The following is a 13,749-nucleotide window of genomic DNA, read 5'->3' as shown; positions in this document are numbered from 1 at the left end:
CCGCTAAACCTGCCCCCGGCGCGCCCACCCCCGGGTCGCCTGCGGAACAGGAGCTGGCCAGGACGCGGAGCTACTTCAGGTGGTTCCTGCTGGCGATGCTCGGTGCTGTCCTCACGGGCACCCTTCCCCTGCCGTGGAAGGTGATCGGCCTCGTCCTGGGTCTGGTGGCCCTGGTGCTGGGGATCTTCGCCCTCGTTCGGGCGGTGCGGGACAAGCTTCCGGCTCTGCTCCGCATCACCACAATGGTGGGTCTTGGAGCAACAGCGTTCCTGGTGCTGGGTACCGGCGCCCAGGTGGCCCTGTGGCCGGTCACCGTCGAATACGAGGAGTGCATGAGCACCGCCCTCACCAATGCTGCCCAGGCCAAGTGCCAGGACGACCTGATGAACCTCGGCGGGTTCCTCCCCGGCGGCTCCTGAGCAGTCCCAGTCTGGGAAGTCCCGGTCTAGGCGCGCTTCTCCCGCTCCAGGAGCGGTCCGGCGGCATAGCCGACGACGACGCCGACCGCCACCTCGCCGGCGATGAACAGCCCCACCCAGAGCGGGTTGGGCCCCAGATCCACCAGCCGGCCCAGGCCGAGCGAGGCGTGGGAGAGCCAGGCAACAACCGCTGCCATGGCTCCGGCGGCCAGGCCGATCAGCACGGCCGCGCAGACGGTCGAGACGCTGGCGGTGAACCAGCGGGCCTCCATCTTGATTTCCAGCCACTCGTCGAGGTGGTTTTCGCCTTCCCTGAAGAACCACCACCCCGCCAGCAGTCCAGCCAGGACCGGGATGGCGAGGGCGGCCAGACCGTATTCGAGGGTGCCGGGCGGCACTGCACCCAACACGGGCAGGGCCGGGAGCGGCCCGGCGCTGGTGGTCAGCGGGGTGATCGCGCTGCCCGAGCCCAGGGCGAATCCTGCACCGGACGCCCAGGAGAGGGTCCACACCACCAGGTTGGGGAGGAAACCGAGCTGCGCCAGGGTGAGGGCGCTGCCGCCGATGATCCCAGCGTCAAGACGCTGGTAGACGGCCGCCATCTCGGCCCAGCGGAAGCCGAATGTGACAGCGAGCAGTACCGCTGACAGCCCCAGGGAGATGGTGAGGGCAACGAATCCGGCGCGCAGACAGGACCAGGCGTAGGACCCGGCCCACCGCGAGTGCTGGCTGGTGCGTGCCAGCCAGGCGACGCCGTCGACGCCGATCAGCCGGCTCCACGCCCCGGCCTCACGGTAGGCACCGATCACCAGGCCAAGGCCCGCCGAGAGCAGCGGGATGAGGGCGCCAGCGGCCAGCTGGATCGCCGCTTCGGTGGTGGAGCTGAGGTAGGCGACCGAGGCGCCGATCACCGCGTAGATGCCGAGTGCGCCCACCACGCCCTGCCAGAGCTGGTCGGAGTACGAGGCACGGGCGAGCCGCCGGCCAGCACGCCAGGACAGCAGGAACGGGATGAGCGTCAGGCCCAGCGGCACTAGCGAGAGGATGCCGGTAGTGCCGGCGCCGTCGGGCTCAGCCGCCGCAAAGGTCACTTCCAGGGGTACCCCGTGGATGAGGAGCCAGATCTGCCCTCCCAGCTGCGCCATGGCGTCGGGGGTCCTGTCGCCGAACCCTCCCGCCAACCACACGGCGGCCAGGGGTACCAGGATCAGTAGCCCGGAGATCACTGCTGACTGGGCCAGCTCAAACACACCCTGTAACCACAGGGGCATGGGCAGGGCACGCCGACCGGGCATACGGAGAGGAAGTTTCATCACCTCAATGGTGCCACCGGGAGCCGCGTTGCATGTCCAGCGACTCGGGCCGGGACTAGACCAGCAGGTCCATCAGTCCCTTGACCAGCGCGGCCCCGGCACCAAGGAATGCGATCACAATCACAAAGAACCGGGCGTGATCGTCCTTGATGAAGCGGCCAAGTTTCTCCCCGGTGAAGATTCCGAGCACGATCACGACGCCGATGGCCGACCACATCCACCACTGGAGTGCGGGGGCGTCGGTGGGATCGAGGCTGAGTTTGACGATCAGGGTCATCAGCCCGATCACCACGAAGAACGGTTGCAGCGTCGCGGCGAACTGCCGCTGGGGCCAACGGGACAGCAGCGCGTAGGCGCTGACCGCTGGCCCGCCCACCCCTGCCATCGAGTTGGTCAGGCCCGCGGTAAACCCGGCCACCACCTTCGGCGTATTGCCCTTGACCACCACTGACGAGCGTTGCAGCACCAGCGACACCGATAGCGCAACCAGGACGACCGCTCCAACGGTCACCGAGAGCGGAGCGGACGGGAGCATCACAGCGGCCACCGAGCCGGGCACCGACCCGAAGAGGGAGGGGATCGCAAGCCACCTGAACATGCTCCAGTCGATGTCTTTCCAGACCCGTCCCACAATGAGAGTGGAGGACACCACCCCGCAAATGTTGACGAGGATCACACCCTCATGCGGCCCGAGAATGATCACCAGGAACGGCGCGATGAGCAGGGCGAAGCCAAGGCCGGCGATCCGCTGCGCTACCGCGCCGAGCAGGATGGAGAAGAGAACGATGAAGAAGATGCCGGTGGTCACAGATGACACAGTACGCCTGGGCAACTGTATTTCCTGTTCCGTGACGGACCGCCGGTACGGGGCCGCTAGGCTTGGATGATGCCAACAGCGACCACAGCACTGCACATCGCCGACTGGCGCAACCAGGTCTTCGAGCTCTACCGCCAGGTGCGCGAGAGCGCGGCGGCCGGATCGTCGTCGGCGGCGCATGACCTGTGGCGCGCGGGCCGCGACAGGCTGTTCGCCACCCACCCGGCGTCGCCCCTGGACGACACGGCGAAGGCGTCCTTCGACGGCCTCACGGTGGCCCCGTACCAGCCGGACTACCGGTTCGAGGCAGTGATCGACGACGACGGCGTGGGCGAGGAAATGGACGTCCCCACCGGCACCGACGGGACCGTGACGTTCCAGCGGCTCGGCACCGTGGGCCTCGACGGCGTGGGCCGGCTGGCCCTGTGGCGGCTCGCCTCCTACGGCGGCGGGCTGTTCCTGCCATTGCGCGACGGCTCGGGTGGCCAGGATGACGGCACCTACGGGGGCGGGCGTTACGTGCTAGATACGGTCAAGGGGGCGCACCTCGGAATGGCTGGCGACAAGGTGGTCATCGACCTGAACTTTGCCTACAACCCGTCCTGCGCCTACGACGAGGCATGGGCCTGCCCACTTCCAGGGCCGGACAACCGGGTGGACGCGGAACTGCGCGTCGGTGAGCTGTACTCCACCTACTAGCGGGTGTTCCGCGCGCCGACGGGCAAGTAAGCAGCAGGCTTTATCATGGACTAAACACTCCTGTTACCCCCTTTGGAGGAACCCATTACGGATACTGCTGCCCAACACGATATCTATTTCGGGGCTCCCGAGCCGGTCGACGAGGCCGAAGTCCTCGAGTCGGCGTCCCGCGCCGCGGTCGCGCGTTTCACTGACCGCACCGACATCACCACCGTCAAGCGCCGCTTCACCCTGATTAACCAGAGCGTGACCCCGCACCAGGCCATGGTCGAGGACCTCCTGTTCATCCGCGCCGCGCTCGACGACGCCGGCATCGAGTACCTGCTGGTCCGCGGCAACGACGAGCGTCCCGTCATCGCGATCGACCTCAAGTACCGCGAACGGCTGCGGGACGCACTGGTCTCCGCCTGCCGCGACGAACCGTTCTACTCACGCACCGTAGACACCAAACGCCGCACCACCCTGCTGGTCACCGACGGCTCCCTCTCGCACAGCGCGAAGGCCCGCATCTTCCGCCTGTTCCGGCCCCGCATCGAACCGATCGGCGGCCTGTCCTTCGGCCCGTCCGCCGGCGTGCAAATTGAACTGTGGTCGCTCGACGGCGACGCCATCGAACTACCGGTGGAGAACTCCCTCACCCGCCGCACCCTGCCCTCCTCGGAGGTGGTCCGCGGCTCGGTCGAACGGCACGGCCTGATGTGGCCGACCATCGACAACATGTTCGCCGACCATGCCACCGACATCGACTTCGAGATTGATCTGGTCTTCTCCTGGGTGGACGGCAGTTCAGCCGAGTACCAGGCCGCCCGCGCCGCCCGGATGAAGGACGCAGTGGTAGGTGAGGGTGACGACCATGAGGCCCGCTTCCGGCAGATCAACGAGCTGAAGTACGCCCTGCGGTCCGTGTACATGTTCGCGCCGTGGATCCGCCGGATCTTCATTGCCACCGACTCGGACGCCCCTGAGTGGCTGGCCGATCACCCCTCGGTGACCCTGGTCCGTTCTGAAGAGCATTTCAGGGACCCATCGGTCCTCCCGACCCACAACTCGCAGGCGGTCGAGAGCCAGCTGCAGCACATTCCCGGATTGTCGGAACACTTCCTGTACTCCAACGACGACATGTTCTTCGGCCGCCCGGTGTCCCCCGAAATGTTCTTCTCCCCCGGCGGGATCACCAAGTTCATCCAGGCCGATACCCGGATTGGGTTGGGCGACAACGACGCCGAACGCAGCGGCTTCGAGAATGCTGCCCGGGTGAACCGGAGGCTGCTGCACGAACGCTTCGGCAGGATCACCACCCGCCACCTGGAGCACACGGCGGCTCCACTGCGCCGGAGCGTGCTGCTGGAGATGGAGGAGGAGTTCTCCGCCGAGTTTGCGGCGACCGCCGCCTCACGGTTCCGTGCCAAGGACAACATCTCGGTGACCAACTCGCTGTACCACTACTACGCACTGCTCACCGGACGGGCTGTCACCCAGGAATCGGCCAAGGTCCAGTACATCGACACCACCATGCGGTCGGGGCTGCGGAGCCTGAACAAGCTGCTCGACAAACGGCACACCGATTTCTTTTGCCTCAATGACGGGAGCTTCCCTGAAGTGCCCGCCGACGAGCGGGCGCACCTGGTGACAGATTTCCTGGAGAAGTACTTCCCGATCAAGGCACCCTGGGAGAAGTAGGCCGCACGGTTCCGGCAGCCGGGGGCGAGCCCGCCCCCGGCTGAGAGGCTAGGCCCCGGTGAGCTGGCGGGCCGGTGCCGCGTCGGCGATCCGCACGCCCGCCGCGTCCAGTCGGCGGCGGGTTTCGACCAGCGGGACGGTCTCGCCGACCGGCCGGTAGGCGCCGATGGGGACCACCGAGTGCACGATCGTGTCCTCGTAGACGTGCACCAGGTTGTACGCCTGAGCGCCGTCCTGCCCGCGGGTGCCGCCGCCGTCGTACCCCAGGTCCTGCGTGTAGCAGGTGGCCGACGCCACCGACACCGGCACACCGGCGAAAGTGGCGGTGGTGGAGTAGTGCAGGTGACCCGCCAGGATGCCGCGGACATCGGACCCTGCGACGACGTCGGCGAGCTGCCGCTGGCCGCGCAGCTCCACGAGGACCGAGAGATCCTGGATGCAGGGGATCGGGGGATGGTGCAGGGCCAGCAGGGTGCCGTGGGGTGCCGGGGTGAGCAGTTCGTTGGCCAGCCACACCAGCTGGTCGTGGCTGAACTCGCCGTAGTGGTGACCCGGCACCGTGGAGTCCAGGGTGATGATCCGCAGCCCGTTGATGAGGTAGCTGCGGTCAACGGGGGACGCGTCCGGCGCCTGGTCCAGCAGCCCGACCCGGAAATTGGCGCGGTCGTCGTGGTTGCCCATCGCCCAGATCACCTCGGCGCCGAGCTTCGCTGCGGCGGGTTCAACTATCGCGCGCAGCTTCGTGTAAGCGTCGGCCTCGCCCTTGTCGGCGAGGTCACCGGTGAAAACCAGCGCCTCGGGTCTGGCGCCCGACGTTTCGAGCTCGTCAAAGATCTGACGCAACCGGGCTTCGCTATCCACCGCCCCGTACAGTGGCCCGGACCCGCCGAGCAGGTGAGTGTCGCTGAGGTGGAGGATAAACTGCTGCGGCCGAGGATGCTCGGCCGTCCGGTAATTCATGGTGACCTTCTAGGTAGCTGGCGGTGACCGTTTACAACCTAATTGACCTCCATCAAAGCAGAGATCAAACCAATACAGGGTGAACACAGTACGGCAAGTCGGATAACGGTGCGAGATTGACCCCTCCCGGGGGGCTCCGCGGCCGGGCCGAAGCCCGGCCGCGGAGTACTCCCTACCGGCGGACCAGCGAGGTTTCGGTGAACCCGCCCGGCGCGAGGTAGACCTCATCGTGGCCCTTGCCCTTGCCATGGCCTTTCCCGCCGTCCGGCCCCTTGCTGCTGGAACCCTTGCCGCCGGAGTCCCTGCTACCCGGCACCTTCACCGGCTGGCCGGCCGCGTCGAAGGCCTGCTGTTCCAGCCGATAGCCGCGGGGTACGTCAACCGTATGCAGCGACTTCTTCCCGGAAGCGCTGACATAGATGGTGGACTCCCCCGCCGGCCCATCAACCGTCACCGAGGAGATCACCGGTTGGAGTAGGAGCGCATCGATCGACGCGGCTCCCCGGACCGAGGCTGTCACTGATCGTTCGCCCTTTGCCAGCTCCCGGTCCAGGCTGAACGGCTGCAGCAGGCCCGGCGCGTCGGTGATGCCCTGCTCACCGGCGCCACCGTTGGGGGTGGTGCCGAGCTTCCGCTTCCCGGACCAGGCGGTGGTCCCCGCCTCCTCGATGGTGCGGTTCACGATCGGGTACACGTTCCGGTCCTGCTGGTGTGCCGGCACCGGGATGCGGAGCCGTGCGCCGTTGCTGAGCTGCGCGAACGCACCGCCCGAGATGTTGGCTTCGCCTGTCCACGCGGACTCGGCCGTCACCATTGAGCCGTTCCCCCTGATGGCACCGGATTCCGCCTCCACCACCGTGAGCCCGTCGGTGGCGACTGTCTCATTGATGCCCAGGGCGTCAGCCTTCAGCTCCGGGTGGGCGTCGAGCACCAGCATCGACAGCAGCCCGTGGATGGTGGATTCGGCTCCCGAGTTGAAGTTCACGGACCCGTCCGCCTGGACACCGTCGAAGGTGACACCGGTCGCCGGGTTGTAGGTGGGCTCGCCGCTGCGATTGGCGCCGAAGTACCAGCCGCCCATCACCGCCGCCAGCTCGTACAGCCCGGTCGCGCCGGTCGCCTCGGCCGTGGCAACCAGGCTTTGCAGCCGTGAGTCCACGCCGTAGGCGATCTGGACCTGTTCCGACGGCGTGGGGGTCCACGCGTTGTCAGGCCCGCCAGCGACGATCAACTGCGCGGTGAACCCTGCGGTGTCACGCACAGCGGCGTCAGCCAGGTCCTGACGGTCCAGCACCACCGAGGCATCGGCGACGGCGGCCGGAGCCATGCCGCCCCAGGCGTGCCAGAAGGTCTGGGACTTGGTCCACGGCAGGATGGCGCCGAAGGGCCACGCCTGGGTATCACCCGATGACATTTCGGCGATGCCCTCGCTGAGGCGAACCAGTGCTGTCCGCGCCACCTCATCCGTTGGCGCCGCCTCGACGTACGCCGACAGTCCCAGCACGGCCTCGGCTGACGAGTCGGCGCCGTCGGCGATCAGCCAGGCGGGAACCTGTTTGCCGTCGGCCATCTCGTACTGGCCGTACTGGCTTAGTGACTGCCGGTTCAGCGCATCCAGGGACAGGTGGAGGCGGTCCTGCAGGAACGCGGCGAACTCGGGGTCGGCGTCGCGGAACGCCGCGTACCCCTCGCCGAGCGCCCACACCGTGCGGGCCACCCAGTAGGACTCGGCGGAATCGCTGGGATCGGGAAGCTCGATCGGTTCGGCGCTCGGGTTGAGATCCCCGTCGGTCTGCTGCCACAGCACCACATTGCCTGCGTTGGGGCCGTCAGTGGTCTGCAGGTAGGCCAGCGAACGCAGGGTCTGGAAGGCTGATTCCCTGCTCGCCTCGCTGCCGGTCTGCTGCCAGTGCCTGAGGTAGACCACAGCGGTGCGGGAGACGTCATCGGCGTTGTAGGCGCCCTGGCTCCAGTTCCCCTCGGCATCGAGGTTGCCGCCGCCGATCTTGCGGTAGGTGCCGTCGTCGTTCCGGTCGGCATAGGTCCACGGCGCCAGCGCCGCCGGCTGCTCGTCGGAGCGATAGGTGCTGTGCCCCTCAATGTCAGGAACCGGCACTTCGTCGAGCAACCAGTCCAGATGGGAGGTGTTGGTCAAGGGCGCAGTCTCCGCAGGGGCCGGTGCCAGGAAGGTGGAACCCGCCGGAGCCAGGGAGACGGGGCCCGGTGCTGCCGCGACCGGTGCCATCCCGACGCCGACAAACGCGAGTGCCGCGCTAACCGCCAGGCACGGGATGCGTGCGGCCCGGGGGCTCATGCCACTACCCGATCGAGGCGGGCCACACCGATTTTGGAGTCCGCCATGCCGTAGAAGACGAATAGCTGACCGTCAATCTCCTCAATGGCGGTCGGGAAGACCACGTTGGGCACAATGCCCGACTTCTCGTCGTCCGTCTCGGGCTGCAGCAGGGGTTCACGGCTGCGGGCAATCACGATCGAAGGGTCATCAGCGGAGAGGATCATTGCCGCCGCCGAGTAATTGACCTTCTGCTGGTGGTCGAACGCGGATTTCTCCAGCGCTCCGGCCACCCCGTGGTGGATGATCAGCCAGCCCTCGTCCACCCGGATCGGTGGTGGGCCGCCGCCGATCTTGAGCTCCTCGAACTCGAACTCACTCATCGCCACGAGGGTGTGTTTGCCCATGTGCACCAGGTTCCGGATGTCCCTCTCGACGTCCTCCACCGACACATAGGAAATCCAGATGCCGGGCCGGTTGTCGGTGATCCCGGCGGGAAGGTGTTCGCCCTCGCCTTCACGGATCCAGCCCAGGTCCCACATGGGGCGGTGCAGGAGCGCGTAGGAGGGGACGCCGTCGGGGTCGTTGACCGGTTCGGGGAAGAACACCCCGTCCTTGTTGGGGAACAGGTTCAGGTCCATCGACAGCTCAGCCTTGTATTCGAAGAAGCACGGGCCCAGTCGCTGCCACGACCTGAGGTCGGTCGAGTGGGCGAAGGCCATCCGCGGCCCCATCGGGCCATACGCTACGTAGGTCATCAGGTGCAGGCCCAGCGAGGGGACCCAGGTGGTGCGGGGGTCCTCGGTGCCCGCATTGTTGGTGCCGCGTTCCCAGCCTTCGTCGGGGGCGAGGACCACTCCCATCCGGTCCACCCCGGTGGGCACCCCATTTTCGATGATGATTTTCGCCAGTCCCACGCGGGACACGTTGCCCTTGGAGACGAGACGCGGCAGCAGGTACAGCTCTCCGTCCGGGCCGCGGCCGCTGGCCGGGTTGAGAACACCGTCGGCTTCGAACTCGTTGCCCTCCTCGGGAGTCATGATGACACCGGCACGCGTGAGCGTGAACGGCACGGTGGGTAGTGAGGTCACAGGTGTTGCAATGCTTTGCGAAGTCATGGTTGGTCAGCCCTTTGCGCTTGATCCGATATTGGTGGAGATGAACTGTCGTTGGAAGACGATGAACAGTGCGACGGCGGGTGCCGCGAGCACGCAGGCACCGGCCAGGATGGCGCCGAACGGGTTGGCTGCGATCGCCGCGACGTTAGAGATGTAGTTGGCGAGCGACACGGCGAGCGGTTGGAACGCGGTGTCCTTGGTGACCAGGAACGGCCACAGGAATTCGTTCCACGGCCCGATGAAGGTCAGCAGGATGGCTGTCACGATGGCTGGCCGCACCAGGGGGATGGCGATCTGCAGCAGGATCCGCAGTTCAGACGCGCCGTCGATCCGGGCCGCCTCGAACAGGGAGGCGGGCAGTTGCAGGAAGTACTGCCTGAACACGAAAACCGCTGTGGAGTTGATTGCGAACGGCAGGATCATCCCCAGGTAGCTATCCGCCAGCCCGTAGTCACGCACAATCAGCACGTACAACGGGATCAGCAGCAGCTGGAAGGGCACCATTTGCACCAGCAGCAGCAGCGCGAACACCGCACCGCGGCCACGGAACTGCAGCTGCGCCAGGGCGTACCCCACCGGAATGCCGAAGAGGACCGTGCACGCAATCACCCCTCCGGTGAAGATCCCCGAGTTGACCAGACCCCGAAAGAGGTTGATCGACTCGTTGATCAACACATAGTTCGCCCCGGTGATGTTCTCGAAGTTGGGGAATGCCCCCGCCACGGAGGTGTCGGGTTCAGTCTGCAGGGAACCGATGAACATGTAATAGAAGGGAAACAGGAACACGAACGCGCCGACGGCGAGCAGGATGAAGCTGACCGGCCGCAGCCCGCGCTGCTTCTCGGTCGATGAGGCGCGGGGAGCCGGAGTGACGGCCGGGGTGGCCGGCGTCGTGCTGAGGGTCGGCTGGTAGTCCTTGGCCATTTCAGTCGTCCTTTCCGCCGATAAAGCGGCGTTGGAGGAATGCCAGGAGCAGGACGCCGAGCACCAGGATGACGCCCAGTGCCGCTGCGGTGTCGGGGTTGCCCTGCAGAATGCCCTCTTGGTACATGAGGAACACCGGTGACGTCGAGGCGCCGTCCGGTCCGCCACCCCCGGTGAGGAGATAGGGCTCGGTGAAGAGGTTCGCGCCGGTAATGGTGGCGAGCAGCGTCACCAGGAAGCTGGCTGGCCGCACGCTGGGGACCGTGATGGACCAGAACTGCCTGACCTTGCCCGCTCCGTCCACCGAGGCGGACTCGTAGAGTTCCTCGGGGATGTTTTGCAGCGCGGCCAGATAGAGCAGGATGAAGAATCCGAGCTGCTTCCAGGTCACGTACAGGGCAATGGTGGGCATGGCCAGGCCTGAATTGACCAGCCAGGACGGGTCCGGGCCCAGTGGGCCGAGGATCGAGTTGACCAGGCCGTTCTGGGCGAAGAGGAACAGCCACACCCCGACGACTGCGACGCTGGCCGTCACGTAGGGAACGTAGTAGCTGACCCTGAAGAAGGTGCGGAACCGGGTGACCCGGTTCAGCGCGTTGGCCAGTATCAGGGAGAGTCCCACGGTGAGCGGAACGTTGATGATCAGGAACACGCCGATGTTGGCGAACGACCGGCCGACGTCGGGATCCGTGAGGACTGCTGCGTAATTGTCGAAGCCGACGAAGGGCCGTTCGACGGCGACGCCCGGAGCGGTGAAGAAGAAGTCGTGAAAGGAAATGTAGACGGCGTAGCCGAGGGGAAACGCGAGCACCGCGAGGATGAAAATCACGTATGGTGCGCTGAACACGATCCCGAGGGGCTGACGTCCCAGCAGGTTTTTGCGCCGGCGGGGGGCGGGAGCCGGGCTGGTGCCCGGATCCCGCGGCTTACCGACGGTGGTTGAAGTGGTCACCGTCGGTCCGCCTACTCTTCGGAGGCGAGATTGGTGATTTCCTCTGCGGCGGTGGTAAACGCGTCATCGACTGTCTCGTTGCCGAAGATCACCGAGGCGCCGTAGACGTCACGGAAGGTCTGCCAGATCTCCACCGAGTTGGGCACGTTCGGTACCTCGACGGCCCGTGAGGCCTGGTCGGCGAATTCGGTGTAGGCCGGGTTGGCCTCGAAGTACTCGGCGTACGCCTCGGTCAGGTCGGCACGGATCGGCATCTGGCCAGTTATCTCCAGAAGTTCCCCGTCCTGTTCCTCGCTCGTGGCGAACTTCATCAGGTCCCAGGCGGTCTGCTTGTTATCGCAGGCCGAGTAGATGGCCATGTTCTTGGCGTCGGAGAAGGTGTAGCTCTCGTCACCCTCCTCCAGCCCCGGAACCGGTGCCGTTCCCCAGTTCACGTCGTCACCGTAGTACGGGATGGCCCATGGACCGGAAATGGCGATCGCTGCCTTGCCATCGACGAAGGAGTCGCCGGTGTAGGCCTCCTGGGAGGAGAGTCCCTCCTCGTACATGGTCTGCCACATGCCAGCCACAGCCTTGCCCTCTTCGGTGTTGAAGGCTGCCTCCCCGTCAACGACCAGCTGGGTTCCGCCGGACGCGGCGGCAAAGAAGGGGTAGAAGTCGAACCAGGACTGATAGAACTCACCGGCCGGAGAGGGCCACATGGCGTACTCGGCCTCACCGGACTCGACGAGGGCGCGGGAGGTTTCCAGGAGTTCGTCCTGCGTGCCGAGCGCCGGGTTCTCGGGGTCGAGCCCTGCCGCCTCGAACAGGTCCTTGTTGTAGTACAGGACCACCGGATTGGATTTCCAGGGCAGCTGGTAGTACTGGCCGTCGGCCGATTTGTACTGGTCAGCGACGTCACCGCTGCGGGACTCGACGTACTCGACGCCGTCCTCGAAGGTGTCCAGCGGGACCAGCCCGCCCATTTCCTGGAACTGCGGGACGGCGACGGGCGCCGTGTTCATCACGATGCAGGGAGCGTTGCCGGCGGTGATGGCTGCGGCAATCACTTCCTCGGAGCTGGTCCCGGCGGGAATCTCCTGGGCGGTGACCTCCTGGTCCGGGTTGTCAGCGTTCCAGGCTTCCACCATGGCTTCGCCCCAGGCGACTTCGTCTTGGTTGTTCGAGTACCAGATGGTGATGGGACCGCTGGTGAGTTCCCCGTCCGCTGCTGCGTCCCCGCCGCCGCCGCCGCAGGCGGCGAGGCCGAGACCCATCATGGCGGTGGCCGTGATGGCCAGTGCTCGTTTGGTGTATCGCGTCATTGCGTTTTCTCCTAGATCACATTTTGCTTCTGTTGGTGATGTGCTGTTACTGACTGCCAGTGGTGTTCCGGCCGTGGGGTGCCGCGGTGGACCCGCGGGTAATAAGTCGTGGGGCGGGAAGGACAACGTCCTCGCCGTCGTGGGTGCCTTCGAGCTGGTTGAGCAGGACCTGGGCTGCGGCGCTCCCCCAGCGCAGCGGGTCACTGCCGATACTGGTCAGGGCCGGGGTGAGGTACTGGGCGTACTCGGTGTTGTCGTAGCCGGTAACCGAGAGGTCATGCGGGATGCGCAGTCCCTGCTGTTGGGCGTAAGCCTGGCCTGCGGTGGCCATGATGTCATTTGCGTACACGATGGCGGTCGGTGGATTTGCCCGTCCCAGCAGGTCGGCGGTCGCGGCCACCCCCTGGACGGCACCGAAGTCGGCCTCGACGAACAGGTCGGTTGCCAGACCGTTCAGTTCGAGGGTGTTTGCCCAGGCGTTCCGGCGGCTGAGGCCGTGGATGTAGTGCTGGCTTCCGCCCACATGGGCGATCCGGGTGTGGCCCAGGTCGATGAGGTGCTGGACAGCCTCGCTGATGCCCTCGGTGTCATCCATGCAGACCGCGGGAAAAGGTGAGGGTGTTTCCGGCCGGTTCAGCGTGACGGCCGCGAGCCCCAGCTCCAGGAGCAGGGCGATCCGGGAATCGTTGGTGCGCATGTCGCTGAGGATGACCCCGTCCACGCGGCCCTCGTGGGCCAGCCGGCGGTAGCTGGACTCCTCGGAGCCGGTCTTGGTGGCGACGGTCAGCACCAGGGAGTAGCCGCGGTCGGCCAGTGTGGTTTCGATACCGGCGATGAACGAGGGAAAGAACGGGTCGCTTCCCAGAAGCCGGGGGTCCCGGGCAACGACCAGGCCCAGCGCATAGGCCTTCGAGGAGGACAACGACCTGGCACGGAGGCTGGGTGTCCAGCCGAGGGCTGCCGCGGTGCTGAGGATGCGCCTACGGGTGTCCTCGCTGACCCCCGCCTGGCCGTTGAGTGCATAGGACACTGCCCCTTTGCTCACGCCAGCGGCACGCGCTACGTCGCTGATCGTTACCCGCATCGCTGTCGACTTCCTCGTCTAGGTGGTCCGGTGTAACGAGGTGCTGAAACGCACCACACAGTGATTCACATCACTTAACCGGTTAAGTAACCTTAACTAAACCGGTTCAGTTGCCGATAGTCAAGGACGTCTTCGGGATGTGGGGGAAGTCGCGCCGGTGGTGCAGCAGTCTTTCTGCGTCGCCGG

The 13,749-nt window shown here is 66.1% G+C and carries 12 protein-coding genes; 3 read left to right on the top strand and 9 right to left on the bottom strand.

Going from position 1 to position 13,749, the window contains the following annotated elements:
* Window positions 1–419 (top strand): hypothetical protein (locus HMI58_RS08905; RefSeq protein WP_171585485.1); only part of this gene is annotated, 419 nt, incomplete at its 5' end.
* A 26-nt stretch (window positions 420–445) separates the two neighbouring features.
* On the opposite strand, the gene HMI58_RS08900 is transcribed toward HMI58_RS08905, so the two are convergent.
* Both HMI58_RS08900 and HMI58_RS08895 read right to left on the bottom strand, forming a co-directional pair.
* The gene (locus tag HMI58_RS08900; RefSeq protein WP_171619115.1) at window positions 446–1,732 is read right to left on the bottom strand and encodes a DUF6350 family protein; all 1,287 of its coding nucleotides are present in this window, start codon (window positions 1,730–1,732) and stop codon (window positions 446–448) included.
* Window positions 1,733–1,787: 55 nt separating this feature from the next.
* A complete protein-coding gene (locus tag HMI58_RS08895; protein ID WP_318779168.1) occupies window positions 1,788–2,540 on the bottom strand; it encodes a sulfite exporter TauE/SafE family protein in 753 nt (250 codons plus the stop codon).
* A gap of 75 nt (window positions 2,541–2,615) precedes the next feature.
* Between HMI58_RS08895 and HMI58_RS08890 the strand changes: the two genes are divergently transcribed.
* Together HMI58_RS08890 and HMI58_RS08885 are read left to right on the top strand one after the other, a co-directional pair.
* Entirely contained in the window at window positions 2,616–3,248 is a 633-nt protein-coding gene (locus HMI58_RS08890) for a DUF1684 domain-containing protein (RefSeq protein ID WP_171619111.1), read from the top strand.
* A 264-nt stretch (window positions 3,249–3,512) separates the two neighbouring features.
* Complete coding sequence (locus HMI58_RS08885; RefSeq protein WP_171585668.1) at window positions 3,513–4,928, top strand: stealth family protein; 1,416 nt, start codon at window positions 3,513–3,515, stop codon at window positions 4,926–4,928.
* Window positions 4,929–4,976: 48 nt separating this feature from the next.
* On the opposite strand, the gene HMI58_RS08880 is transcribed toward HMI58_RS08885, so the two are convergent.
* The 7 genes from HMI58_RS08880 to HMI58_RS08850 form a co-directional block, all read right to left on the bottom strand.
* A complete protein-coding gene (locus HMI58_RS08880) occupies window positions 4,977–5,888 on the bottom strand; it encodes a phosphodiesterase (protein ID WP_171585489.1) in 912 nt (303 codons plus the stop codon).
* A gap of 172 nt (window positions 5,889–6,060) precedes the next feature.
* A complete protein-coding gene (locus HMI58_RS08875) occupies window positions 6,061–8,202 on the bottom strand; it encodes a hypothetical protein (protein WP_171619109.1) in 2,142 nt (713 codons plus the stop codon).
* Window positions 8,199–9,272, bottom strand: a complete 1,074-nt coding sequence (locus tag HMI58_RS08870; protein ID WP_345890617.1) for a glycosidase — start codon at window positions 9,270–9,272, stop codon at window positions 8,199–8,201. The genes HMI58_RS08875 and HMI58_RS08870 overlap by 4 nt, the downstream gene beginning before the upstream one ends.
* 33 nt (window positions 9,273–9,305) lie before the next feature.
* Window positions 9,306–10,223 (bottom strand): carbohydrate ABC transporter permease, encoded by a 918-nt coding sequence (locus tag HMI58_RS08865; RefSeq protein ID WP_171619106.1) that lies wholly within the window; start codon window positions 10,221–10,223, stop codon window positions 9,306–9,308.
* Between the two features lies 1 nt (window position 10,224).
* Window positions 10,225–11,097, bottom strand: coding sequence for a sugar ABC transporter permease (locus tag HMI58_RS08860; RefSeq protein ID WP_205208036.1), 873 nt, complete (start codon window positions 11,095–11,097; stop codon window positions 10,225–10,227).
* A gap of 89 nt (window positions 11,098–11,186) precedes the next feature.
* On the bottom strand, window positions 11,187–12,479 hold the full coding sequence (locus HMI58_RS08855) for an extracellular solute-binding protein (RefSeq protein WP_171619104.1): 1,293 nt from the start codon (window positions 12,477–12,479) through the stop codon (window positions 11,187–11,189).
* Window positions 12,480–12,525: 46 nt separating this feature from the next.
* Entirely contained in the window at window positions 12,526–13,563 is a 1,038-nt protein-coding gene (locus tag HMI58_RS08850; protein ID WP_171619102.1) for a LacI family DNA-binding transcriptional regulator, read from the bottom strand.
* Window positions 13,564–13,749: the final 186 nt, after the last annotated feature.

Source organism: Arthrobacter sp. 147(2020) (assembly GCF_013116715.1).
Lineage (GTDB): Bacteria > Actinomycetota > Actinomycetes > Actinomycetales > Micrococcaceae > Arthrobacter_D.
Note: the sequence above shows the minus strand (reverse complement) of the source record. Positions and strands in the feature narration are given on the sequence as shown.